Here is a 23,878-nt window from a genome sequence, read left to right as displayed (position 1 = left end):
TCCTGCCTATGTGCGGCCCCCTGCATTCGCCAGGCCAGCGTCGCCCTCCAAAGCCCACGATTCCATGGCTCGCAGGGGTTAGCTTTCGACAAGCGACTTGAACAAATCGATTGTTCGGATCATAAGCATCCACATCCTGGATGGGCCCGCATATTCACCCCCAGGTCGCACTGTGAGGCTGATGCTTTGGTACCGCAGCTTGGAGCTTGCGTTCGGTCATCAGAGCTCGAGCGCGGCGGATTGGACACTGATCTGGCTGCCGCAATCTGAGCGCGGCGGGAACCGTCACCGAGACGTCTCGCGGCTGTCGGTCGGCGCTGCCGGTCTGCAGCGTTTGAGGCCTAGCACCATCGGTTGACTAAAGGGCGACATGCGATGAGGGTCGGCTGGGCTTCCGCGAAGTAGGGCGACTGCGCAGCACACAGCGCACGGCCCTCTTCCAGGCCGTTGACCGTCTTCCCGATGTGCAGCCGAAGGCCCGCGTCCGCTACCCTGGAAGTCGAACGGCGATAATCTCATCCAGTCTTAATCTAGCGACCTGAGGCTTAGGGTTGATGCCGACATCAGCCCTCAGCAGGTTTTGCAGCGGCTGCCGATCGGCAAGGGGTTGTCGAGTGGCAGCGGCTCATTGTCCGGCCGCTGCCCGTCCAGAATCGTCCAGCCAGCGCTCCCCAGTGCTGCTCAAAGCCGTCTTGCCCTGCCCGTCCGCTTGCTCTTGCGATACGGGGTGCTGTACCTGCTGCCAGGCTATTACAATGAATGTTAAGTTTGTGCCGGTTCACGCTAGCCTCACGTTCACAGATCAGATGAGCGACCTACTCAGGCAAGCTTTCGAGAGGCTGACGAGGTCCGCCGTCCCGGAAAGCGTAGGCCTGGTTTTCTGCTCAGCGGTTGGCGGCCTCGATGGGTGCAGGCCGCGCCGGGTACCCAGCCGGTCCATCTGAAGAGTCGATGCTCAAACGGACTAGGACAAGATTTCCGTAGCGGGGCTGCCCCATCACTCTGTTTAGAATACCTTTTTTAGAGCACGCGGTACGTACTGCATTCTTGCCCCGGTAACGTTCCTAAAGATGGTTCTGTCCGTGCTAGGCGCAGATGCTCAGCAACCACTATGCTGTGGCGCAATATCGATGTGCCTGCTTCATAACTGAGCTTGACTTGGCTACAGCTGACCATGACATCACCGGAATCCCGGAGCTCGCACGCTGTGGCGCGTCAGGTGATCTGCACTTTGTCAGCCTCCCTTCTCCGCAGTCCTTCCGGATGATGCGCCGGGCGCGCAGAGCAGATGGATGCTGGCCGGCACTGACGCCAGCGAGCGGCCGCGCTCGGCGATTCGATCGATCCCCAGGTCAATCGGCGCGCGGTTAGCGTGCCAGCAAAACAGGCGGACGACCCCTCCCTGGTTTCAGCCTAAAATCAGGTCCGCCTGACCCATCGAGTGCAATCGTTGACCGCTTCTACTTGTAGCCATCCCTGCGACACCTGGGCGATTGGCAACGCCGCCACAGCATGCGCTATTCCAATCACGTTTGCGAGCGGGCGTCGGATTGGTGATATTCTGACACGTTGTTCGCCGCACTTTACCCGAGCCCATGCCCCAATGTGCCGAGAGATAACCGTCGTTGTCTCAGACGGTTCGGTCCGGCACCGGCTCGTACCCAAGCCCCCCAATCACACAGGTCAGCGTCGGATCGAACCAACCCCGTCGGTGCAACGACCTCAAAAAGCAAGCCGACGCCGGTTTTTGGTGAGGTCCTCGACTCGTGCCCCTTGTAAGCTGCACGGTACCGATCGGCACCGGCGCATTGCACGCCCATCCAGAACGTTGCTGATGAGGCGAGAGGCCAGCGCGCAGTTAATGGCCCCCGAATTTCGTCGCCCGCTCGCCCTCCCGCTGGTCGCCGCGCAACGTGCGCGTAGCGCTTCGGCACGAGTTCTATAAGCAGGTCCCGCGCGGACAGCAGGCAGCTAGACGGCACGCCTACATCGATAGTCGGATACAGATAGGCGAGATTGTTGATGACGAGCAGATGCACAATCAGCGCGATGGAGCGCAGCAGCCGGTATGAGACGCGCGACGGCAGCGGCGAGACGGAAACGCGCGCGAAAGCGAGCAGCGTCGAGGAGAAAGCCGAGCGCTGAGGCGAGGATGGGCAGCATTCGACCGAGGCCGAACAGCGCGGGTTCAGAGAAGAAGAAGCGGGGAAAGACGTCCCAGCCCCACCTCGGATTGCACCAGCGAACGCAAAGCAGGACGAGGCACTGGTCGAAACGGCGGCCCTTGAACATCTGAACTCTCCGGCGAAACACCGAAGGCCATGCCTCTGGTCCCGAAAACTTTGCAACAGATCTTGGCGAGCAGGTTGTCGTCAGGTTCTCGACAGCCTCCTGTGTCAGATCCAAGCCCAGCTTCAAACGGGCTTATATGCTAAAAGTGAGAACGGATGGATTTCACCTCAACCAAGCGGGTGCACGGACAATCGAACAGGGCCGGCTTGCAAGATAGCTCGCGTGCGGCTCCGCCCGCAGCTGCGGCGGCGTTTGAGCGGCAACTGAGCGAGATCGCCAATTCAGGTCGGGGTGGTGGAGCAATGCCGGCCGGCTCGGCGCCGCAGCCGGCCCAGTCAACTAAATTTTTGAGAAGGCTCAGCAAGCATCCTCTTCATATCAGGGATGAAGACTTTATCCTCAGCCTTGAGGAGGCCCTCATCAAGGGCAACGCCTCCGAGCACACTGCCAAGAACAATGTAAGTATTCTTCTCAGCTTTGGCCAGTGGCTGTTCGCAAACAACAAAGATCCCATCAAGGATCGGCTCGACAAGCAGTCGCTGACCGATGATGCGCGCGAGTTCATCGGAAAGGGTGATCCCTCGAGGCTGCTTACGGCAATAGGTCATCTTCGGACCTCGCAGTCGACGGGCGGAATTGTGCCGATCGGAGGCCGCGCTGAGTTCACTCCTTATCCGGAGGACGCGGCTCTCATCAACGAGTACAGAAACGAAGCAGCGACAGAGACCGGCAGGAGGAATGCAACTGCTCTTAGGAGCTTCGGTGACTACCTGCGTCAAAACAACAAGAAGGGCATTGCTGGTCGGCTTTCCGGTAAGGCGTTGGATGGAGATGTCAAGGGCTACAAGGAGGACGCCGGTGGTGATCCAAAGATCGGTTCCGCACTGGCTCATCTCCGAAAATCGCACGCCGGCGCTAAAGCGATGCAGCTCGAGCGCCATATTCCTCCCGTTCCTGATCCCGAGGACGCGGCACTGATGGAGCCGAGGCGGGTCGGCGAGGCGATTGCGCAGCACAGCGCGTCGCAGAAAGCTGGCAATTGGCCAAAGGAGCTTGCTGCGGCAGACCAGGATGTGCGTTTGGAGCTTATGGACGAAGCCGGCCCGTCGTCTTCGGCGCCGCAGCCGGCTCAGCCAGCTCGGCTTGGCAGGAACCAGCCTCTTCATCCCGAGGATGCTCCGCTGATTTTGGGGCTTAACGACGCCCTTATCAAAGGTGGGGCCACCGAGGGCACCGCCAAGAACAACGTAAATATTCTTCTCCGCTTTGGCCAGTGGCTCCTCGCAAACAACATAGATCCCATGAAGGATCGGCTCGACAAGCAGTCGCTGACCCATGATGCGCGCGAGTTCATCGGAAAGGGTCATCCCGCGAGACTCCTTACGGCAATAGATCATCTCCGGACCTCGCAGTCGACGGGCGGAATCGTGCCGATCGCAGGCCGCGCTAAATTGACTCCGTATCCTCAGGACGCGGCTCTCATCGATGAGTACAGAAACGAAGCAGCGACAGAGACCGGCACGAGGAATGCAGCTGCTCTTAGGAGCTTCAGTGACTACCTGCGTCAAAACAACAAGAAGGGCATTGCTGGTCGGCTTTCCGGTAAGGCGTTGGATGGAGATGTCAAGGGCTACAAGGAGGACGCCGGTGGTGATCCAAGGATCGGTTCCGCACTGGCCTATCTCCGAAAATCGCACGCCGGCGTTAAAGCGATGGAGCTCGAGCGCCATATTCCTCCCGTTCCTGATCCCGAGGACGCGGCACTGATGGAGCCGAGGCGGGTCGGCGAGGCGATTGCGCAGCACAGCGCGTCGCAGGAAGCTGGCAGTTGGCCAAAGGAGCTTCAGGGACAGCAGGATAATCAACCAGCCGCGTCATTTTTCATCGCTCCAGGGAAGTTGCCCACTGGACGGGATAACCTCAACAGCAACGGGGCGGGTGCTTTCGGAGCAGCCGGCTCTCGGCAGGCTGGGGTTCAGGCTGCCGCCCGGCCGTTGTTAGCGATCAGCGAAGAGCAGATTGGGCGCTCGCCTGGCGCGGTTGACAGGGGCAACCTCCTGCCGGCCGAGTGGCTCATCATCAACAATGAACATTCCACAGCGCTGTTGAGGCCAGCGAAGCGGCAGAGGACCCTGAATACGCCGCCAGCCGTCGCCATTCAGCAGCAGCTGAGCGAGATCGGCAATTCAGGCGGTCGCATGCCGATGCAGCCCTCCACCTACCAAGTGGGCGCATTGCCATTGGAAGGGCAGCCCGTCGTGCGGGGGAGAGAGTCCGAATACATCCCAAGCCTGCAAGCGGAGACTAGCGGGATCGGCGTTCGTCTCATCAATCGCGGTCGGCTTTCGCCGATGAGTGAAGCTGCGGCAGCGGCACCGGCAACGGTTTCTGAACCTGCCTCGCGATCAACCGCCAGGCTGGCAGTCACCTACCGCGGTCTTCCAGTGGTTGATCTGACCGGGCTAACCACCACCTCCTCCGATGCCCAGATCGGGGCGTTGAATCCGACAGCCTCGTCCAATGTCCCCAACGGGTCGGTGCTGTGGGCCGACGAGTGGCTGAGTGACGCCCATATCCAGAGGGATTACCATTTGCTGGGGGAGCAGCTGCAGGCGATAGATCCGGCGCTCCGCCCGGACACGGCTGGTGGACCCGTCGGTATCGCATCTACTGCGTCACACCGAGCCGCAAAACGCGCGAGTCATATTGCAGTCCATTTATAGCAGAAATGACGCCCCAGCCGACTTCCTGTTCGTTCCATTGAACAATGGCACTCCTACTATTAAGGGCACCCATTGGTCGCTGCTGCTCGTTGATCGCCGCAACCCAGAAAGGCGGGTCGCCTATCACTACGACTCCCTCCAGCCAGAGGGATACAACAGCGTGCCTGCAAAACGGCTCGCAACACTTCTGAACGCAACCTTGGCGCCAGCCCGCATGCCCCGACAGCCGAACGATAATGATTGCGGCGTGTTTGTGCTGGACGGCACGCGGGCTCTGCTTGGACGATTGGTGGATGGGCAGCGGCCGGACCACGAGCCGATGCAACTCGACAACCTCGTCGCCGATCGGCAGGCGCTGCAAGTCCGGCTGAGCGGGCGCTTGCCGCACGAGGAGGAGTCTCTGCAGCTGTTGAATGGCGAACCCGCTTCCCCACCAATGATGGCATTCGACCCAGCGGAACTCCGGCAGCTGTTGTATGATGAACCCGCCTCCCCACCAATGATGGCATTCGACCCAGCGGAACTCCGGCGACTGTTGGATGATGAGCCTGCCTCCCCACCAATGATGGCGTTCGACCCAGCGGAATTCCGGCAGCTGTTGAATGATGAACCCGCCTCCCCACCAATGACGGCATTCGACCCAGCGGAACTCCGGCGACTGTTGGATGATGAGCCTGCCTCCTCTTCGCCGAGATTTAATTCGACCTCACATGCGCGAACGGACGGTGTTCATCAGCCAACCCAGGCGCCGTGGCTCCCTGAACACAAAAGATAAGTTTGAGGTGGAGGAGCGGCACTGAACAATCTGCGGCGTCGGTGCCATTCCGCTCGGAAGAGTGGGTGGGACGAGAGGCGTCGCTGGATGACGACCATGCCGTTGCCGACGAGGACTTCCTCCACCAGAAAGATCCGAATGATAGTAGTTCACGTAACCTCCATGATCACCGGAGAGCAGTGGCGTTGAAGTGTTCTGGTATACAGCAGATATGCTTCGCCGGCTTGCCACGATCGTCGAGGTCGCCGGGGCACGGGGGCAAACCTGTCGATCTGAAAATGAGATCGACAGCGCTCGGTGAAGGTGATCACCCCACACGCCCACCTCGGTAACGCCCAGGGATACTGATTAGGTCAACCGAATCCTGGTGCACATTGGAGTGAGCCGCTGTCACGTGGCTGCTTTCTTCTGCAGCCTCTCGAAAACAAGCCGCTTGCCTTCGCTCACGCTGTCTTCGAGCGGCTTCGCCTTCGTCAGATGCGCCGCAATCGCGCTGGCCAGCATGCAACCTGTTCCGCGCATCGTTGTGGCAACGCGCGGTGCTTCGAAGCGGGTGGGTTCATGACCGGAGCGTAACAGAATATCGGTCGATCGGGGTCCCGACGCATGCCCACCCTTGATCAGCAGGGCTTGAGGGCAGGCGGCCAGCAGTCTTTGTCCTTGTTGGAGCACTTCGTCCTCATCCACCGCCATTTCGGAGCCAGTAAGGAGCGCCAGTTCAGGGAGGTTGGGCGTGACAATGCAGCAAAGCGGCATCAGATCGCGCTTCATGGCAGCGATAGCGCCTGCTTCCAGAAGTGCGCGGCCTGAGGTGGAGGCCAGCACAGGGTCGAAAACTGCCGGCACTTGCGGATTTTCACGCAGCACCGCCGCAACGGCAACGATGGTCTCGGCCGTTCCGAGCATGCCGATCTTGATCGTGGCCACTTCGTTGGCCTGCAGCGCGGCACATATCTGATCGGCCACTAAGCTGGGTGGCGAATGATGGATTTCCATTACGATGTCGTGCGTCTGCACCGTCAGCGCTGTGACGGCGAGACAGGTGCGCACGCCAATGGCAGAGATCGTCTCGATGTCGCGTGCTATTCCAGCACCCCCGCTGGAATCCGATCCGCCTATGACAAGCACATGCGGTTCTCGTCTCATCGCCTTCGATCCGTCTTTTCGATCCACTCTCGCGTGCGCGTTTCGGGATCGGAGCTCAACGTGATGTCCGTGACCACTGCCGCGCTGTTGGCGCCGGCCTCAAAGACGCCGTTGAGGCGGTCAGGGTTGAGGCCGCCAATAGCGACCAATGAGATCGGCGCCACTCGCCGGTTCCACTCGCTGATCCGCTCCAGCCCTTGCGGCGCCCATTTCATCTTCTTCAGGATGGTGGGATAGATCGGACCGAGCGCAACATAGTCGGGGTCGGCAAACATGGCCGTTTCCAGCTCGAGATGATCATGCGTGCTCAACCCGAGCCTGACACCGGCTGATCGTATCCTAGAGAGGTCGGCGGTTTGCAGATCCTCCTGGCCGAGATGCACGAAGTCGCAGCCTTCCTCGATTGCCAGGCGCCAATGATCGTTGACGATGAGCTGGCATTTGTGTTGGGCACACAAGCCCTTCGACTTGCGGATCTCCGCGCGCAACCCGGTCTCATTCATGCTTTTGATGCGAAGCTGAACCAGCTTCACGCCGAGCGGCGCCAATCGTTCGATCCAGGCAGCGCTGTCGACGATCAGGTAGAAGGGATCGAGCTTCATGAAAAAACTGCTCTGCCGATGGTCGGCGTCGATGGCACCGCGACGTCGCGCGGTTCGAGCATCCCGGACAGGAAGGCTTCACGGCCGGCATCGACTGCCTTGCCGAATGCGCGCGCCATTCCGACTGGATCGGCTGCCCTGGCGACCGCCGTATTCAGGAGCACGGCGTCAAAGCCGAGCTCCATGACGGTTGCCGCGTGCGACGGTCGGCCGAGCCCCGCATCCACGATCAGCGGGACGCCAGGGAAATGTGCGCGCATCGAGCGCAGCGCCGGGATGTTGACCGGCCCGAGCGCCGAACCAATCGGCGCGCACCACGGCATCAGGACCATGCAGCCCGCCTCCAGCAGCCGCTCGGCGGCGACAAGGTCGTCGGTGGTATAGGGAAATACTGCAAAACCGTCGTCGCACAGGATGCGCGCAGCTTCGACCAGGCCGAACACATCAGGCTGCAGAGTGTCATGGTTGCCGATCACTTCGAGCTTGATCCAGCTCGTCCCGAACACCTCGCGCGCCATTTTCGCGGTCGTGACCGCTTCCTTGACGGAGTGGCAGCCGGCCGTGTTGGGCAGGATTCTTGTGCCAAGCGAGCGGATCAATGACCAGAACTTTTCGCCGTCCCTGCCGCCGGCCATCTCACGCCGCAGGGACACGGTCACCACCGAGGTGCCCGATGCCTGGACCGCATCGGCAAGGATGGCGGGCGATGGATATTGAGCCGTGCCGAGAAACAGCCGAGAGGGAAGCGTCGTCCCGAGAAGCTCGAACATGCTAGCCTCCCTGCATGGGTGATAGGATTTCAATCCGGTCGCCGTCGCTCAACTGGAACTCGGCCCGATTAACTCTGTGTACGAGGTCGCTGTTGACGGCCGTCGCCAGCCAATCGCCTTCATAGTCGAGCGCGGCAAGTAGTTCGGCCAGCGTTGAGGCGTCAATCTCAAGCGCTTGGCCGTTGACGATCAGTTTCATTGGCGGGCTCCAGGGGGTTTGTCGTGACTGAAGACGAGTTCGGCCGCCTGACGCGCCATGGCGGGCGCGAGAAGAAAACCATGGCGATAGAGTCCATTGATCGTGACGGTAGTTCCACGTGCCTCGACGCGCGGCAGGTTGTCGGGAAAGGCCGGACGAACGCCAACACCGGTTTCAACGATCTCGGCCTCGCCAAAGGCCGGATGGAGGGCATAGGCAGCACCCAGAAGCTCCATCATGGAACGCGCCGTGACCCGTCCAGCGGACTGGCTCTCGATCATCGTCGCGCCAACCATGAAATGGTGGTCAGTGCGCGGTACCAGGTAGAGCGGAAAGCGCGGATGAAGCAGCCGGACCGGGCGCGAGAGCGAGATATCGGGCGTGCGCAGGATCAGCATCTCGCCGCGAACGCCGCGCAGTCGGTCATCGACGGCGGCCATGCCCGTGCAGTCGATCAGGCGATCGAAACCGGAGGCAAGCCGGGCGTCGGCGCCGAAGCGGAATTCGATGCCCATCGCTGCCAGTCTGTGATGAAGTGCCGCCATCGCCTGGCGCGGGTCGAGATGGGCTTCGTCGGGGAAGAGTAATCCACGACGGAAGCGGCCGGCGAGGTCGGGCTCCAGCAACGCGATTTCATCTTCATCGACCCACCGATGGCCCGACGTGCGGCTGGCGAACCGGTCGAGCTCGCCCGCATCGCGCGGCGCGGCCACGACCAGTGTTCCTGCCCGTGTCACCTGGTCAGGCGTCGCCGCATCCCACCAGTCCGCGGCGTTGCGTCCGAGATCGAGAACGGACTGCTCGGCGCTTTCGCGCTCGCACCAGGGCGCCAGCATGCCGCCGGCGAACCATGACGCATTGCCGCCAAGGCTGTGCCTTGTCTCGGCAACGGTCACAACCGCGCCGCGCGTGGCGAGCTCGAAAGCTGCGGTGAGGCCAGCGACGCCGGCCCCTTTGACCAGCACCCTCATGATCGCTCCTGCGCCTGCAAAGGCGTAAGCGCTGCGCCGGTCTCGTCCGCCGGCACGTAGAGGTCACCGCCCTCGCGGTACTTCGCCGCCATCGCCGCCATGCCCTCCTTCTGCGCTTCGGCGCGGATGTCGTGAGAAATTCGCATGGAGCAGAATTTCGGCCCGCACATCGAGCAGAAATGTGCCAGCTTGTGCGCCTCCTTGGGCAAGGTCTGGTCGTGGAAGGACCGCGCGGTTTCGGGGTCGAGCGACAGGTTGAACTGGTCCTCCCAGCGGAACTCGAAGCGCGCGCGGGAAAGGGCATCATCCCTGACTTTCGCCGCCGGATGTCCCTTCGCCAGGTCGGCGGCATGGGCGGCTATCTTGTAGGTGATCACGCCGGTCTTGACGTCGTTGCGGTCGGGAAGGCCGAGGTGCTCCTTCGGCGTGACGTAGCAGAGCATGGCCGTGCCGAACCAGCCGATCATGGCGGCGCCGATGCCAGAGGTGATGTGGTCATAGCCCGGCGCGATGTCGGTCGTCAGCGGCCCAAGCGTATAGAAGGGCGCCTCGCCGCAGACATCGAGCTGCTTGTCCATGTTCTCCTTGATCTTGTGCATCGGTACGTGGCCGGGCCCCTCGATCATCACCTGGCAATCCTTCGCCCAGGCGATCTTGGTCAGCTCGCCGAGCGTTTCCAATTCGGCGAATTGCGCAGCATCATTGGCGTCGGCGATAGAACCGGGTCGAAGGCCGTCGCCGAGCGAGAACGACACGTCATAGGCGCGGCAGATATCGCAGATTTCGGCGAAATGCTCGTAAAGGAAGCTTTCCCGGTGATGGTGCAGGCACCATTTGGCCATGATCGAGCCACCGCGCGAGACTATGCCCGTGACCCGGTCGACGGTCAGTGGGATGTAGTGCAGCCGCACGCCGGCGTGGATGGTGAAATAGTCGACGCCCTGCTCGGCCTGTTCGATCAGCGTGTCGCGGTACACCTCCCAGGTGAGGTCCTCGGCGATGCCGCCGACCTTCTCAAGCGCCTGGTAAAGCGGCACCGTTCCGATCGGCACCGGCGCGTTGCGCACGATCCAGTCCCGGATGTTATGGATGTTGCGGCCGGTTGACAGGTCCATCACCGTGTCGGCGCCCCAGCGGATCGCCCACACCATTTTTTCGACCTCTTCGGCCATGGAGGAGGTGACCGCCGAGTTGCCGATATTGGCGTTGATTTTCACCAGGAAATTGCGGCCGATGATCATCGGCTCGCTCTCGGGATGATTGATGTTGGCGGGAATGATCGCCCGTCCGCGCGCCACCTCCTCGCGCACGAACTCCGGTGTGACGAAATCGGGGATCGCCGCGCCGAAGGCTTCGCCGTCGCGGTCAAGCTTGCCGCGCAGGATCTCGCGACCAAGGTTTTCGCGGATGGCCACGAACTCCATTTCTGGCGTGATGATGCCGGCGCGCGCATAGGCAAGCTGGGTCACCGCCTTGCCATGCTTGGCCCTGAGCGGCCGGCTGCGGATTGAAAATTCCGGCGTCAGCCGCTCACCCGTCGCGAATCCGTTGTCCTCCGGCCGAACGTGGCGGCCCTCATAGGCCTCGACATCGCCGCGCGCGGTGATCCATTCGTGGCGAAACCGGGCAAGGCCCTTTTCGATACTGGTTTCGACAGTTGGGTCGGTATAGGGGCCGGACGGATCGTAGACGGTGACGGGCGGCTCGCCGGCAGTCGGATGGACGGAGATTTCGCGCATCGGCACCCTGATCTGCGGGTGAAATATGCCGGGTTTGTGGATTTTCCTTGAGGCGGGCAGCGGTCCCGTCGACACGGCGGGGGAAATGGCATTCATTTTGAGGCTCCTTTGCTCATGCATTGGAGACCCAGTTCTGTGCCGGAAGGATGAAAAGACGCTTCTGTCGACCTGCCGAAACAGGACCTCGGGCGTAAACTCCCGCAAAGCGCTTGCACCGTCCCTACGCCAGTATGAACTGGATCAGGTTCAACGGGTCACTGCGCCGCGAAAGCCAGCAGTATCTCAGCCCCTTGCCGGGACTCCCCTGGTGAATGCCTCAGGTTGAACGGGCCGGCTCCGTTTTGTCAAGCGCATTCGGGTCCGGCCGAAAGCAGCAATCGCCTAGTTGGCAGCATCCGTTTGTGGATGCCATACCAAATGACTTACACCGGCGGTCGTGGATGATTACCGACGACTTGCACCCACACGTCATTGCGATTGACGTGATGCTTTCTGGACTTGGGATGAGTTCTGCCAAGCCTCGCACGCCACGTCGATGATGGGCTCGTAGGTTCGAAGGCCAGTTTGAGAGCAAGTTGGAGCGCAGGTATTTGCCCGAGGTTTTTCACCGGTTTTAGTTCGGGGGCATCGCGACGGCAGGAAACGGCTTGGGTTCTCCGGCACGTCGCGATTTGCCCTTGTGTGCCATCCAGCGAGATCCATGAACAGCACTGCATGCGCGGTTGGCGATATGGCGGCTAGTGTCGGCAACTATCAACAACGGCCTGATGCTTTAGCTGAACGAGCTGACAAGAAGCTGACGAAGCTCGCTAGTGGCGCCACCCATAGTTCGACGAACAGGATTCTTCCGCACATTGGTGCAGGTTGCGGTATTCACGGATGGTGCGAATACGTTCCAAGAGTCGGAATCGCGGTGGACGCCGTGATTTGCCTGTGCTCCATGCCTTCCGCCCGCTGATTTCACCCGAGCCTTCGATTGTCCAACTTCTCCCGCAGGCCGACAGTGACTGTGGCCGGGCCGAAGGCGATGGACTCGTGCTGTCCGTGTTGCGGCCGCCGGCCCGCCGCGTCCCACAGTCACTAATGCGCCGGTTGACCGATCTGCCGTCGCAGGAGCGCGGGTTGTCGAAATCCGGCTCCACGCAGGCGGTTTCGATGCGCGAATTCATAAGGCCAGCGCCGGATCTTCACCGAGAGGCTCCTGAGGCGGTTCGACCGAAAGCCGGCGCACGGTTCGGCTCGGCGAAAAACATCGTCCGCCTGAGGTCGAGGTTTCAAGCCTGGCACGCTTGCTTGCAATGTCCTCAAGCGTTTGCGGGATTGGGTCCGCTTTACAGCCCACCCGAGATGCAGCTTCGATTCCGCTAAAATGAGCTTTGGAATCGGAGTATGCCGCCGAGGCTGTTCTTTTTGCCGAGGTGAGTCCAGTTCACGCCGGAACGGTCGAGCGTGCCGACGCCGAAGTTGCCGTAGTGGGCATAGTCGACTTCGGCTGTGACTGTGAAACCTGGAACGACCATATAGGCGACGTTTGCAGCCAGACCAGAGTTCCTGAGCTGATCACCCGAGACCTGAAGGTTGAACGAAGTTTTCTCGTTTAACGTGTAAGTGGCGCCCGCCCAGAAAGCCCAGTTGCCGCTCCAAATTTTGTAGAAGCCGCGACCGTGAGCGGCGACCGCGTTGGTCGGGTCATCGTTGAGATTGCCAATGGAGCCGTAGCCGAACATTCCGAATAGCGACAGGTCATCTGTGACATTGACATCCACTCGTAACTTGCCGGCCAAAGCTTCGTAGTCGCTGTCACGAGCGATTACGCCGGTGATCGCGCCCCAGCCCTGCGTCTGTTTCACGCCGAAGACGACGTGCGGAACATGGCTGTCGATAGTACCGACTACACCCGATCCTTGTTCAAGTGAAACCAGAGCCGAAAAGCCATTATCGGCATCGAAGTAATACTGAGCCACGTTGGTATCGAAGTCGCCGTACGGAACGAGTACGTTATTGAGCACGTTTCCGGCGTAGCCTGTAAACGTGTCGAAGGCCGACTCGTCCTTGCCAACTCGGAGGCCACCAAGCTGGATCCAGGCGGAAGTCAACTTGACGCCGCTGTTGAAGCTATACTTGTGAGGACTTTCCGGACCAGGATAAGCGTTGTGGTTGCCGAAGTTCACGCGAGTTTCAGTATAGGTCTTCAGTGCGCCGAGTTCGGTCTCCTGGCGCGTCCAAGTTTTGAACGTGAAACGCGTGTTGTTTCGCCAGGTGCCCTGAGCCTCGCCAGTTCTCACATCGGAGGTTCTTATCCCGTCATACGATCGGACATCGCTGAGGCCGACGTCGTAACGGATGTAGCCGCCGATGCGCACGCAGGTCTCCGTGTCGGGGATATGGAAGTAGCCCGAACCGTAGACGTCGCAGACCTTGACGTATTCGATCGGGCCCGGCGCGGAGTCTTCGTCCGCCGCGCGAGCGACGGAAACGGAGATCAGGGCCGCAACTGAGCCGAGAAGAAGGCTGCTTACGTTCATTCTGGGTCTCGATTCAAAGGTTAAAGTCGGAAGCGTCAAAGAGCGAACTCGTGGCCTATCCGAGGAGAAAAAACATGTGCATCGCGCTCCTCCTTCGTACCTAAGGAATGCGCGATACTAAGTTGACTAGAGGAGTTCCGGTGTACTTTAAGAGTACGCCGAGTGATACTTGTAATTTTGCTTAATCGCACTTCTTCAACTGTATGACTTATTGAAGAACAACTGTGGTTGGTCATCAACTGTCCGAAGAGGTGAGATTCGACCTGCGTCAGGCTCAAAGAAAAGGCAAAACGCCTATTGCCTTGCTGCGCTTCCACACAACTGTCAGTCAAACTCTTTCAGTTACATCAGGGATTCAGCACTTCTGAACCAATATCCATCTCCGTTGTGTGGGTTGGCCGTCGGCGTTCGATGCGGAGCAGCAAGCGACGTGCCATCCCGAAGAGGTAGCTCCGCGCTGACACTTAATTGGCCGGCGCAACTTCGTCGCGCTCCCCTTCTTTTTTGCTTTTTGGGGGTCAGGCTGAGCACGAAGCAGAGGTTTGGGACACGGTTCGTATGTCCGATATCTGACACTTTCGTTCGATACCGACAGCATCTGTTTGCTGTGAAGCTCGGGTCGAGACAGCATGCGGCGCCGCCGCTCGGACGTCAGGCGGGAGCGCCGCCATCTGGATCGTGCCAACCATGGCCCGTTCCGTTTTGCAGCGGCGCAATCGTTCACATCCCTGTGCGACTCACCTGGCGCCCTTTGCGGATCGCATGGATGCATGCTCACGAGATTAGTGTGGTTGGTTTCAGCGCCACCGCCTTGTTCGATTCGGTCAAACAGGCCAACTCTCGACAGATCACGGTTTATGTCTTATATAAACGACCTAAAAACAGTTAAGGTCGTTTTTATGAGACAAAAATGCGCTCAACAGTGACAGATACATTGCCTCCCAGAGTCAAGAGGGCGCTTGGCAAGCTCGGCGCCGACATTGCGCTCGCCCGTAAGAAGCGCAGCCTGACGATCATGATGATGGCGGAACGATTGGGTGTCGCAAAGAGCACCTATCTGAAGATCGAAAAAGGAGACCCGACCGTCGCTATGGGGGCCTACGCCATGACCTTTTTTGTTCTGGGCTTTGATGAGGCTTTGACGCAGATCGTCGACGCGCATCGCGATGAGCAAGGCCTGCTCCTCGACGCCGAACGTTTGCCCAAAAGGGTAAGGGTCAGGAAGCCACCGGGTGCAATATGAGACGTTCTATTGCTGTTCACATTGGCGAGGAAGCGACGCCACTGGGCACGTTGCGCTATGATCAGCAGGGTGCGCGCGAGAGCGCTGCCTTTGAATATCATGCAGGTTGGCTGAGAGCAGCGGAAGGCTTCTCGATCGAACCCGGTCTGCCACTCGTCTCAGGCCCCCAATTCCATCGAAAGACCGGCGACGGGTCCGTGTTCCACAACGCGATCGCCGACACGGAGCCGGACGGATGGGGCCGGCGTGTCATCCAGCGCGACCACGCCAAGCGTCGCCAAGAGGCGCGCCGGGCGGGAAATGTCGCCGAAACGCGGCCTCTGAACGCGATGGATTACCTCTTGGCAGTGGACGACATGAGCCGCGTTGGTGCGCTCCGGTTGCAGGACGAAGAAGGGCGTTACCAAAGAACGACCGAGGAGGGTCGACGCACCACGCCGCCGCTCATTGAAATCGGTCAACTCCTCGCAGCGACGCAGGCGGTCGAGACGAACACCGAGACGGCAACGGACCTCGCCTATTTGCGTGGACGTGGCACGTCCCTTGGGGGCCTTCGTCCGAAGTGTTCTGTCGTCGACGACGACGGACGCCTCGCTATCGGTAAGTTTCCGAGCGTTGCCGATGATCGCTCTGTCACAAAGGGCGAAGTGCTCGCCATGAATTTGGCCAGAAAAGCCGGCGTGGATGCTGCTGAGACACGTCTGCTCGACAGCGACGGCGCCCCTGTCGCGCTCATACGGCGTTTCGATAGGACTCAGAACGGCAATCGACTCATGTATATCTCGGCCGCCACGATGATCGGCGCAGAGTCAGGGGACGTTGGCGAGCATAGCTATACTGAACTCGTGGATGTGCTTCGTCAGCACGGCAGCCAGCCAGCGGCCAACATTGAAGAGCTTTGGCGGCGCATCGCGTTCTCGATCCTTATCACCAATGTCGATGACCACCTCCACAATCACGGCTTTCTCCATGTGCATCGCGGGCAATGGCGCCTGGCGCCTGCATTCGACATCAACCCGTTCCCTGAGCGCGTGCGAGAGCTGAAAACCTGGATATCCGAGGAAACTGGGCCCGAAGCGACTGTGGACGCACTGATGTCAGTAATCGCTTATTTCCGGATCAGGAGCGATCGAGCGAAGACGATACTCGCAGAAGTCGAAAAGGCGGTTGCCTCATGGCGTGAGGAGGGGCGGGCGCTTGGGATGACGCCCCAAGAACTCGATAGCTTCACCGACGCGTTCGAACATCGGGAACGGCAAGCCGCCCAAAGGGCGCAGCAATGATCCCTGAAAGCTTGTCGTTCGCGGTTGAGATCGCGTCCTGCAAGGGCGTCAAGGCGGCTTCCCCCGCCCTGATTCCATGTCCGGGGCCGAAAGGTCGAGCGCCAGCGCCGTCCTCGAACAGGCCTGGTTCTGGCTGGCCCAGCGCCAGCCGGTAGCGAGTCAGATCCTGCTCTGCCAGTCTCTGAGCCGCACAGCGCTGCTGAAGCGCACGTCGAACGTGCTGCTGATCGGCTTGTGCGCAGGCGCGACCACCAGCGCTCGAAACCCATGCCCTCCTTCTTGCCGTCGCGCGCCGCATCGAAGATGGCCCGGAACGGACCGTTCCTGCCCCCGGCCTCAAGCCCCGCGGCGGCATAGGTATTCGCGAGAGAGCGCCGGACGCATAGGCTCCGCGTACTGGCGATGCGGCCTTCGCGCTGCTTCAGTCGACCGGCGCGGCAGATCCCAATGCGCGATGCGATCGCTTTCGTGATCACGTCACCTCGGAGGACGAGAAAAGATTGTCGAGGCACGGGTACGAGCTGCCTCAGTCGTTCGTTCGATCGAAAGCACTGTTTGCGGAGGACGCTCTCCATCATGCAGTGCCAGGAGACGCTGGCCGACTTCCTTGTCCGCTGCCGTGAGCCGATGATTCAGGCGAAGAAAGTCCATCCAGGTTGGCGTGCGGAATGTCTCTGTCCAAATCGAAGGCGTTTGAAGATTTCGCTGGAGTGTCCAGTTTCGCGCACCGGCACGGCTCTGAACATGGCGCCTTGCGCGCATGTAGCCCAGAAAGGTCTCGATATTCTCTTCGGCTATAAGATACTCGACCTTCACGACTATGGGGCCACTCCTGGGCTTCAACTCGAGTGCCAGCTCCGGCGGGTGAAAATCCGAACTTTCCTGATCCGTTTCTTCCCATGGACGGACCGGCAACAGTATCCCCGCAGCTGCAACCAGCAACAGAGCGCCTGCGGCGCCCTGCAAAGCCCAGGCTAAGGAGTAGTCCTGTGCGACAGTACCCCAGATCCAGCTGCCGGCCGCCATACCCCCTGCGCTCAGGGCGTAGTATATCGACAGTGTGCGGCCGACGACCCACCTTGGGCTTGCCAGCTGCACCGACACGTCAATGCCCGTCCAGGTGATAAGCCAACCCGCGCCACCAAGTGCCAGCGAAATGGCCGCCACGGCGACCGATGATGTGAGTGCAAGGGAAAGGCAACATGCTGCACAAGCAACAGAGGCGAACGATACCAGCCTGTTTTGAGACGTGATCCGCCTTAGAAAGCTATTGCTCATGCCCGCGACGAAAGCACCCATGCCGAAGCCGGCCAGCAAGATGCCGTAGACGATTGGGCCGCTTTTCAGCTGATCCCGGACGACTAGTGGGAGTAGCGCAAGGATGGAGATGCTTGCCAGCCCGAAAAAGGTTGCACGGGCAATCGCTGCCCTGATCTCCAAGGACAATACCGTGAAGCGCACTCCGTCATGAATTGCCATCGTCATTCGTTCACGAGGGAGAGGGGAAGTGCGAACATCCCATCGAGTACGCCATATTGCGCTTAGAGGCGCCAGATCACTCAACGCTGCCAACGCGAAAGCGGCCAGCGGTCCAAAGAATGCCAAGACTACGCCACCCAAAGCCGGACCAACGCTGCGCACAATGTTGTATCCGACGGACATAAGCGTCACCGCAGCCGGGATGTCGCGCTTGTGAAGGATATCACCAACAGAAGCGTGCCAGGCCGGATCATTCAAGGCAAAGCCGCAGCCGGCCAGGAAACCTAGTCCGAGAATTAGCCAGGGACCGGCAAATCCCAGACCGACAGAAATCATCAGCGTCGTTGATGCCAATGCTATCAGGCAGTGCCCCGCAAACATCACCCATCGGCGGCTGAAGTTGTCGGCGATGGCTCCGGCAAGAATTGAGAGGAAGAATACCGGCAATGTGGATGCGGCCTGCACGAGTGCAACCATCAGATCCGAAGCGGAAATCGTGGCCATCAGCCAACTGATGGCGACCGTTTGCACGAGCCATCCGAGGCTGGATATTTGTGTGGCCGTCCAGATCGAGCGAAACACCGGGTTCCGAAATGGAGCCAGCGTTGTTGAGACAGGCAGATGAGCATTTTTTTCGGACTGCATGACAGTTGATGCCTTCGAGGGGCCGGTTATTCAATTCACGGCTGCCACTACTGCCGTTACGATATTGACCAATAAGGGCCGACATATCGAGGATGACTTCATCGCAATCAGGAGTTGGATACCTCCGCTCTCCTAGACTGGCGCCAACCACTCCTCGCCCAGCAAGGTAGCCTTGCCGATCGTCCTGCTCGAGAAAATCGTCTGCAGGGTTTTCGCTCTCGCGTCACCGAACCAGCGCCCATGCAGCTTGCCGGCGACTATTTTTTCGCATTGGGCCCGTTTTGCTAGTGTCATTCGTGACAAATCCTGTGCATGGCCGTCGTGCCGCTAAATTCCGAGGATGAGGGCGCCTCCGGTGAGACCGGCACCCGCCGCCGCAAGGAGAATCTTTTCGCCCGGCCGAAACGGCTGCGCCCGATGCGAAAGCGAGAGCGAGAGCGGGATGGTCGCGGCGGAAGAGTTGCCGTACTCGGCGATCGTCTTGACGATCGCTTGATCCGCTATTCCGAGGCTCCTCCCGACCACATCGAAAATGCGGACATTGGCCTGGTGTGGCACGAACCGATCGATGTCTTGCGACCGCATTCGGGCAGCAGAGAGCGCGTCCTGCGAGCAGCGAGACATCATCTCCACGGCCTTGGCGAACACTTCGCGGCCGTTGGCGATCGTCATGCGGGTCTGCCCGAGGTCCATGCCGCCGTGGAACGGTGTGTTGCTTCCTCCGGCGGGAATCTGGATCAGCCCGTAGCGCGAGCCGTCCGAAGCCAACGCGGCGCCGAGAATGCCCCGATCCGGCTCTTCGCACGGGGCAATCACCACGGCGCCGGCGGCATCGGCAAACAGCACCGCGCTTGCGCGCTCGACTGGATTGATGCGGCGACTGAGGATGTTGGCGGCGATGACCAAGGTCGCTTTGCCATGGAGGCGGGTGAATCCGTCGGCAAACATCAGGGCATAGATAAAGCCGGCGCAGGCGCCTGTGAGGTCAACCGCACCGGCGCGGCCTAAGCCCAGGCGATGTGCTACCAGCGGCGCGCTGGGCGGCAGAAGGTGATCGGGCGTCGAGGTGGCGAGTAACAGCAGGCCGATGTCGCCACGGTCGAGGCCGGAATTCGCCAGTGCCATGTCGCCGGCCTGCGCGGCAATGCCCGACAGCGTATCCTGGTCGGTTGCCCAGAAGCGCGAACGAATTCCGGTGCGCTGCTCGATCCAGCCGGGTTCGAGTCCAAGACGGGTCTCGATTTCCTGGTTCTCCACCTTTCGGGCCGGCGCATGATCGCCAAACCCTAGAAAGCGCGACGACCGGTTCATGACCGCGAACCGAAGCGTTCGCCGGCCTCCTCGATGGCGTCATAGAGCCCGTCTAGCTCCTCTGCGGTGATGCAATAGGGCGGCAGAACATAGAGCACATTACCGAGCGGGCGCACGAGCAGGCCGCGCTCGAGGAAGAAAGCGCGCAGCTTTGGTCCGATCTCGGCCAGATAGCCGGCCGAGCCGGCGCGCAGATCGAGAGCTGCGATCGTGCCGGTCGCCCGGCAATCTGTGAAGTTGGCATTGTTGCGAAAGCGTCGAAGCCCGACGGCCTGCCCGGCGCTCAAGGCCGCAATCCGCTCGGCCACCGGCTCGTCCCGCCATACCTCGACATTGGCGAATGCGGCCGCGCAGGCGATCGGATTGGCGGTGTAGGAACTTGAGTGGAAAAAGGTCTTCTTCCGGTCCACGGAATAGTGGGCCTGGAAGATGGCATCGGTCGCGAGTGTGGCCGCCAGCGGGATGGCGCCGCCAGTCAAGCCCTTCGAGGTGCACAGGATATCCGGAGAGATGGACGCCTGCTCGCAGGCGAACGTGCTTCCGGTGCGCCCCCAGCCGGTCATCACTTCGTCGGCGATCAGGAGCGTGCCGGAGGCCTCAGTGATCTTCTTCAATTCGGCCAGAACCCAGGCCGGATACATCAGCATGCCGCCGGCGCCAAGCACGAGCGGCTCGACGATCAGCGCGGCGGCGCGGCGGTCGCGAGACAAAACCTCGAACCGATCCAGCGTCTCTTGCTCGCGCCCTGCGGCTGGGAAGGGAATGGTGTCGACCTCGAACAGCAGGGGCTCGTAAGCGGCGTTGAACACGCCGCGGGCGCCGATGCTCATCGTGCCGATCGTGTCGCCATGATAGCTGTGTTCCATGGCGACGATGCGCGAGCGCGGCGCGCCGATGTTGCGGAAGTGGCCGAGCGCCATCTTCAGCGCGACTTCGACGGACGTGGATCCACTGTCGGAATAGAACACCCAGTCGAGGCCTGCCGGCACTATTTCGATCAGCGCCGAGGCCAATTGCTCTGCCGGCTGATGGGTGAGACCGGCGAAGATCACCTGGTCGAGCATCTCAGTCGCATTCCGGATTGCTTCCATGATCCGTGAATGGCGGTGCCCATGGGTGACCACCCACCAGGAAGAGATTGCATCGAGGATATGCCTTCCGTCATTCGTCTCTAGCCAGGCCCCTTCCGTGCGGACAACGGACGGCATGGCCGGCTCGATCGCGTGCTGGGTGAATGGATGCCAGACCGGCGACCGCGACATCATTCGCCTCCGGCAATCTTGGCGAGGTCGAAGCCGGCAAACATCGCCTTCCGCAGAGTTTCGCGCGTCAACGGAACGAGGTGTGGCAGCCTGCCGAGCTGACGCACCGCGCCGAATTCGGTGATTGTCCTTTGCGTATCGGCTACCTCTTCGCCGATGAAGGCGATGCCGATCAGCGGGATGGAGCGAGCCCGCAGGGCTTCGATCGACAGCAGAGTGTGGTTGATCGTGCCGAGCTCGGTGCGGGCGCACAGAATGACCGGCAGCCGCCATTCAGCGAAGATGTCAATGAATCTTGTCTGTCGGTTGATCGGCACCATCAGTCCGCCAGCGCCTTCGATGACGAGCGGTGTCGGCAGGACCGGAAATGCAAGATCGGCAGCCTCAATCGAGACGCCGTCAATTTCGGCTGAACGATGCGGCGACAGCGGGCTCTTCAAGCGGTGAGCTTCCGGCAGCACGCGCCCTGACGGCAGGCCGGCGAGCCGTTCAACCGCCTCACTGTCGGTCTCCTCATCGAGACCCGATTGCACCGGCTTCCAGTAAAAGCCGTCGAGCAGCCCGGCCAGCCCAGCCGAAAACACGGTCTTCCCTATTCCGGTGTCTGTTCCGGTGACGACGATACGCGTGGTCATGCCGTGCCCAACACGTCGACGAGCGTCTCGACCATGGCCGAAATGTCAGCCTTGCCGACATTCAGCGTCAGCGAAATGCGCAGCCGCGACGTGCCCTCCGGCACGGTCGGCGGACGAATGCCGCGTATGTCGAAGCCGCGGGCCTGCAGTGCCGCCGCCATCACCATGGTGCGGCTGACGTCGCCAATGACAAGTGGTTGGATCTGCGAGCCGCTGCGCGCCACGCCACAGCGCTCGGCCAGTTGGCGGCCCGCGAAGGCAACGTACTCATGCAGCTGAACGCGGCGCATCGGCTCGTCGACCAGGATTGCGAGCGCTTCGCGCGCCGCCACCGCCATTAGCGGCGATGGCGCGGTGGCGTAGATAAAGGGCCGGCAGCGGTTGACAATATAGTCGCACAGCACTCCCGGCCCAGTGACGAGTGCGCCGGATGCGCCGAGCGCCTTGCCGCATGTGTGGAGGGCGACAATGTTGTCGCGGCCCTCGAAAGCGGCGGCCAGCCCCCGGCCGTCCGGTCCCCAGACGCCGGTGGCATGCGCCTCGTCGACCACTATGAATGCCTCGTACCGATCGGCAAGCGCGACCAGGCTCTCCATCGGCGCGCAGTCGCCATCCATGCTGTACAGGCTTTCGACTGCGATCCAGATGCGGCCCATGCCGCCTTCGGCGCGCCAGCGCCTGATCGCATCCTCAAAAGCATCTATGTCGTTGTGCGTGGCCGGCCTGAAATCGGCGCGTCCAGCCCGCGCCCCTTCATGCATGCTGGCATGCGCGAGTTCGTCGAGGATCAGCAGGTCGCCCTTCTGCGGCAGGGCGCTCAGCAGGGCGAAGTTGGCGATGTAGCCGCTGCCGAAGAACAGCGCCCGTTCGGCCCCGAAGAACGCCGCCGCATCTGCCTCCAATGCCTCATGCTCCGGCGCGTTGCCGCGCAGGAGCCGCGATCCGGTAGCGCCGACCGGGGTGCCCCCCTCGATTGCCGCCGCGACTGCATCGCCAAGTCTCTTCGAGGCAGCAAGCCCGAGATAATCGTTGGACGAGAAGTCGAGCCCGGCGCGCGGCGCCAGTGTCCGCAGCCGGCCCTTGCGTGCCAGACCCTGCAAGGTTGCTTCATAGCGGGCAAGCGGCGGCTCGTTCATCTTGCCTCGCGTGGCATCGGCTCAATGCCGAGACGTCTAAATAGACGATTATCCTTGTCCTCGCCGGGATTGTCCGCCGTCAGCAGCATGTCGCCGACAAAGATCGAATTGGCGCCGGCAAAGAAGCACAGCGCCTGCGTTTCGTCGCTCATCGCCGTCCTGCCGGCGGAGAGCCTTACATAGGACTTCGGCATCATGATGCGGGCGAGCGCAATGGTGCGGACGAAATCGATCGGATCGATGGGCTCGGCCTCGGCAAGCGGCGTGCCTTCGATGGGGATGAGCATGTTGATCGGCACGCTTTCCGGCGGCTCGGGCAGGTTCGCGAGTGTGACCAGCATGTCGATGCGATCGGCCTTTTCCTCTCCCATCCCGACAATGCCGCCGCAGCAGACCTTCATGCCGACCTCGCGCACGTGCCCAAGTGTTTCCAGCCGGTCGGCAAAGGTCCTGGTTGAAACAACCTCGCCGTAATAGCGCTCGGACGTGTCGATGTTGTGGTTGTAGTAGTCGAGACCGGCCGCCTTCAGGCGCTGCGCCTGACTGAGGTCCAGCATTCCGAGCGTCATGCAGGTCTCCATGCCGAGCGCCTTCACGCCCTCGATCATGGCGACCACGGAGCCCATGTCGCGTTCCTTCGGACTGCGCCATGCGGCGCCCATGCAATAGCGGGTGGCGCCGGCGTCCCGCGCCTTCATCGCTTCGGCAATGACACGCTCCACCTCCATCAGCTTGGACGCCTTCAGGCCGGTTTCGTAATGTGTAGACTGGCTGCAATAGCCGCAATCCTCCGGGCATCCGCCGGTCTTGATGCTGAGCAGCCGCGACAGCTGCACCCGGTTGCGATCGAAGTTCTGGCGGTGGATTGTCTGCGCCAGGAAGAGCAGGTCATTGAACGGCATCCCGTGGATAGCCTCGGCCTCTTTGCGGTTCCATCGGGATAGTGCCCCCTCGATCGATTGCATGGCTTGCTTCACGTCGCACTCCGAGTTCGTTCCAATCGTCATCATCAAAGCTTTGTCGCTGGTCCGACAGCGCGTGCAGGAGTCTGTCGACCCTCCTCGGGTTCGCTATGATCGTCGATCAGCCCGATGAGCCTGAACCAGTTGGAGGGTGCGCCGCACAAATATGCAGGCTCGCAT

General features: G+C 61.0%; 17 protein-coding genes, 1 pseudogene and 1 riboswitch. Of the genes and pseudogenes, 5 read left to right on the top strand and 13 right to left on the bottom strand.

The genetic code is table 11. The annotated features are described in order from the left end of the window. Positions 1–2,022: 2,022 nt before the first annotated feature. From MESS2_RS34105 to MESS2_RS33350, 3 genes are all read left to right on the top strand, one after another. Positions 2,023–2,145 (top strand): hypothetical protein, encoded by a 123-nt coding sequence (locus MESS2_RS34105; RefSeq protein WP_425277751.1) that lies wholly within the window; start codon positions 2,023–2,025, stop codon positions 2,143–2,145. A 302-nt stretch (positions 2,146–2,447) separates the two neighbouring features. Then, positions 2,448–5,015 (top strand): hypothetical protein, encoded by a 2,568-nt coding sequence (locus MESS2_RS13070; RefSeq protein ID WP_008874761.1) that lies wholly within the window; start codon positions 2,448–2,450, stop codon positions 5,013–5,015. Continuing rightward, positions 4,999–5,790, top strand: coding sequence for a Ulp1 family isopeptidase (locus MESS2_RS33350; RefSeq protein WP_244439973.1), 792 nt, complete (start codon positions 4,999–5,001; stop codon positions 5,788–5,790). The genes MESS2_RS13070 and MESS2_RS33350 overlap by 17 nt, the downstream gene beginning before the upstream one ends. A 390-nt stretch (positions 5,791–6,180) precedes the next feature. Here the strand turns inward: MESS2_RS33350 and thiD are convergent, their stop codons facing one another. The 7 genes and pseudogenes from thiD to MESS2_RS13030 form a co-directional block, all read right to left on the bottom strand. Further along, positions 6,181–6,936 carry a bifunctional hydroxymethylpyrimidine kinase/phosphomethylpyrimidine kinase gene (thiD, locus tag MESS2_RS13060; RefSeq protein WP_008874759.1) on the bottom strand — a complete coding sequence of 252 codons (756 nt, stop codon included), beginning with the start codon at positions 6,934–6,936 and terminating at the stop codon, positions 6,181–6,183. Then, a complete protein-coding gene (locus tag MESS2_RS13055) occupies positions 6,933–7,538 on the bottom strand; it encodes a thiamine phosphate synthase (protein ID WP_008874758.1) in 606 nt (201 codons plus the stop codon). The genes thiD and MESS2_RS13055 overlap by 4 nt, the downstream gene beginning before the upstream one ends. Beyond that, complete coding sequence (locus tag MESS2_RS13050; protein ID WP_008874757.1) at positions 7,535–8,308, bottom strand: thiazole synthase; 774 nt, start codon at positions 8,306–8,308, stop codon at positions 7,535–7,537. Before MESS2_RS13050 ends, MESS2_RS13055 begins: the two co-directional genes overlap by 4 nt. Before the next feature lies 1 nt (position 8,309). Next, on the bottom strand, positions 8,310–8,507 hold the full coding sequence (thiS, locus tag MESS2_RS13045) for a sulfur carrier protein ThiS (protein ID WP_008874756.1): 198 nt from the start codon (positions 8,505–8,507) through the stop codon (positions 8,310–8,312). Beyond that, a pseudogene (gene thiO / locus MESS2_RS13040) lies at positions 8,476–9,478 on the bottom strand (glycine oxidase ThiO). The gene thiS and the pseudogene thiO overlap by 32 nt, the downstream one beginning before the upstream one ends. After that, complete coding sequence (gene thiC, locus MESS2_RS13035) at positions 9,475–11,313, bottom strand: phosphomethylpyrimidine synthase ThiC (RefSeq protein WP_008874754.1); 1,839 nt, start codon at positions 11,311–11,313, stop codon at positions 9,475–9,477. The pseudogene thiO and the gene thiC overlap by 4 nt, the downstream one beginning before the upstream one ends. Positions 11,314–11,416: 103 nt before the next feature. After that, positions 11,417–11,533, bottom strand: a riboswitch (TPP riboswitch). Positions 11,534–12,581: 1,048 nt separating this feature from the next. Beyond that, positions 12,582–13,742, bottom strand: coding sequence for a porin (locus tag MESS2_RS13030; protein ID WP_008874751.1), 1,161 nt, complete (start codon positions 13,740–13,742; stop codon positions 12,582–12,584). A gap of 910 nt (positions 13,743–14,652) precedes the next feature. Here MESS2_RS13030 and MESS2_RS13025 point away from each other — a divergent pair. Both MESS2_RS13025 and MESS2_RS13020 read left to right on the top strand, forming a co-directional pair. After that, positions 14,653–14,985: a helix-turn-helix domain-containing protein gene (locus tag MESS2_RS13025; protein ID WP_040592899.1), complete on the top strand. Its 333-nt coding sequence runs from the start codon at positions 14,653–14,655 to the stop codon at positions 14,983–14,985. Further along, positions 14,982–16,268, top strand: coding sequence for a type II toxin-antitoxin system HipA family toxin (locus tag MESS2_RS13020; protein WP_008874747.1), 1,287 nt, complete (start codon positions 14,982–14,984; stop codon positions 16,266–16,268). Before MESS2_RS13025 ends, MESS2_RS13020 begins: the two co-directional genes overlap by 4 nt. A gap of 477 nt (positions 16,269–16,745) precedes the next feature. Here the strand turns inward: MESS2_RS13020 and MESS2_RS13015 are convergent, their stop codons facing one another. From MESS2_RS13015 to bioB, 6 genes are all read right to left on the bottom strand, one after another. Beyond that, a complete protein-coding gene (locus tag MESS2_RS13015; RefSeq protein WP_008874746.1) occupies positions 16,746–18,392 on the bottom strand; it encodes an MFS transporter in 1,647 nt (548 codons plus the stop codon). 327 nt (positions 18,393–18,719) lie between these two features. Continuing rightward, positions 18,720–19,703 carry a beta-ketoacyl-ACP synthase III gene (locus MESS2_RS13010; RefSeq protein ID WP_008874743.1) on the bottom strand — a complete coding sequence of 328 codons (984 nt, stop codon included), beginning with the start codon at positions 19,701–19,703 and terminating at the stop codon, positions 18,720–18,722. Continuing rightward, on the bottom strand, positions 19,700–20,965 hold the full coding sequence (locus MESS2_RS13005) for an adenosylmethionine--8-amino-7-oxononanoate transaminase (protein ID WP_008874742.1): 1,266 nt from the start codon (positions 20,963–20,965) through the stop codon (positions 19,700–19,702). The genes MESS2_RS13010 and MESS2_RS13005 overlap by 4 nt, the downstream gene beginning before the upstream one ends. Continuing rightward, the gene (bioD, locus tag MESS2_RS13000; protein WP_008874741.1) at positions 20,965–21,600 is read right to left on the bottom strand and encodes a dethiobiotin synthase; all 636 of its coding nucleotides are present in this window, start codon (positions 21,598–21,600) and stop codon (positions 20,965–20,967) included. The genes MESS2_RS13005 and bioD overlap by 1 nt, the downstream gene beginning before the upstream one ends. Continuing rightward, positions 21,597–22,736 carry an 8-amino-7-oxononanoate synthase gene (locus tag MESS2_RS12995; RefSeq protein WP_008874740.1) on the bottom strand — a complete coding sequence of 380 codons (1,140 nt, stop codon included), beginning with the start codon at positions 22,734–22,736 and terminating at the stop codon, positions 21,597–21,599. Before MESS2_RS12995 ends, bioD begins: the two co-directional genes overlap by 4 nt. After that, positions 22,733–23,743, bottom strand: coding sequence for a biotin synthase BioB (gene bioB, locus MESS2_RS12990; RefSeq protein WP_085987199.1), 1,011 nt, complete (start codon positions 23,741–23,743; stop codon positions 22,733–22,735). The genes MESS2_RS12995 and bioB overlap by 4 nt, the downstream gene beginning before the upstream one ends. Positions 23,744–23,878: the final 135 nt, after the last annotated feature.

This window comes from Mesorhizobium metallidurans STM 2683, assembly GCF_000350085.1.
In the GTDB taxonomy this organism is placed as follows: domain Bacteria; phylum Pseudomonadota; class Alphaproteobacteria; order Rhizobiales; family Rhizobiaceae; genus Mesorhizobium; species Mesorhizobium metallidurans.
Note: the sequence above shows the minus strand (reverse complement) of the source record. Positions and strands in the feature narration are given on the sequence as shown.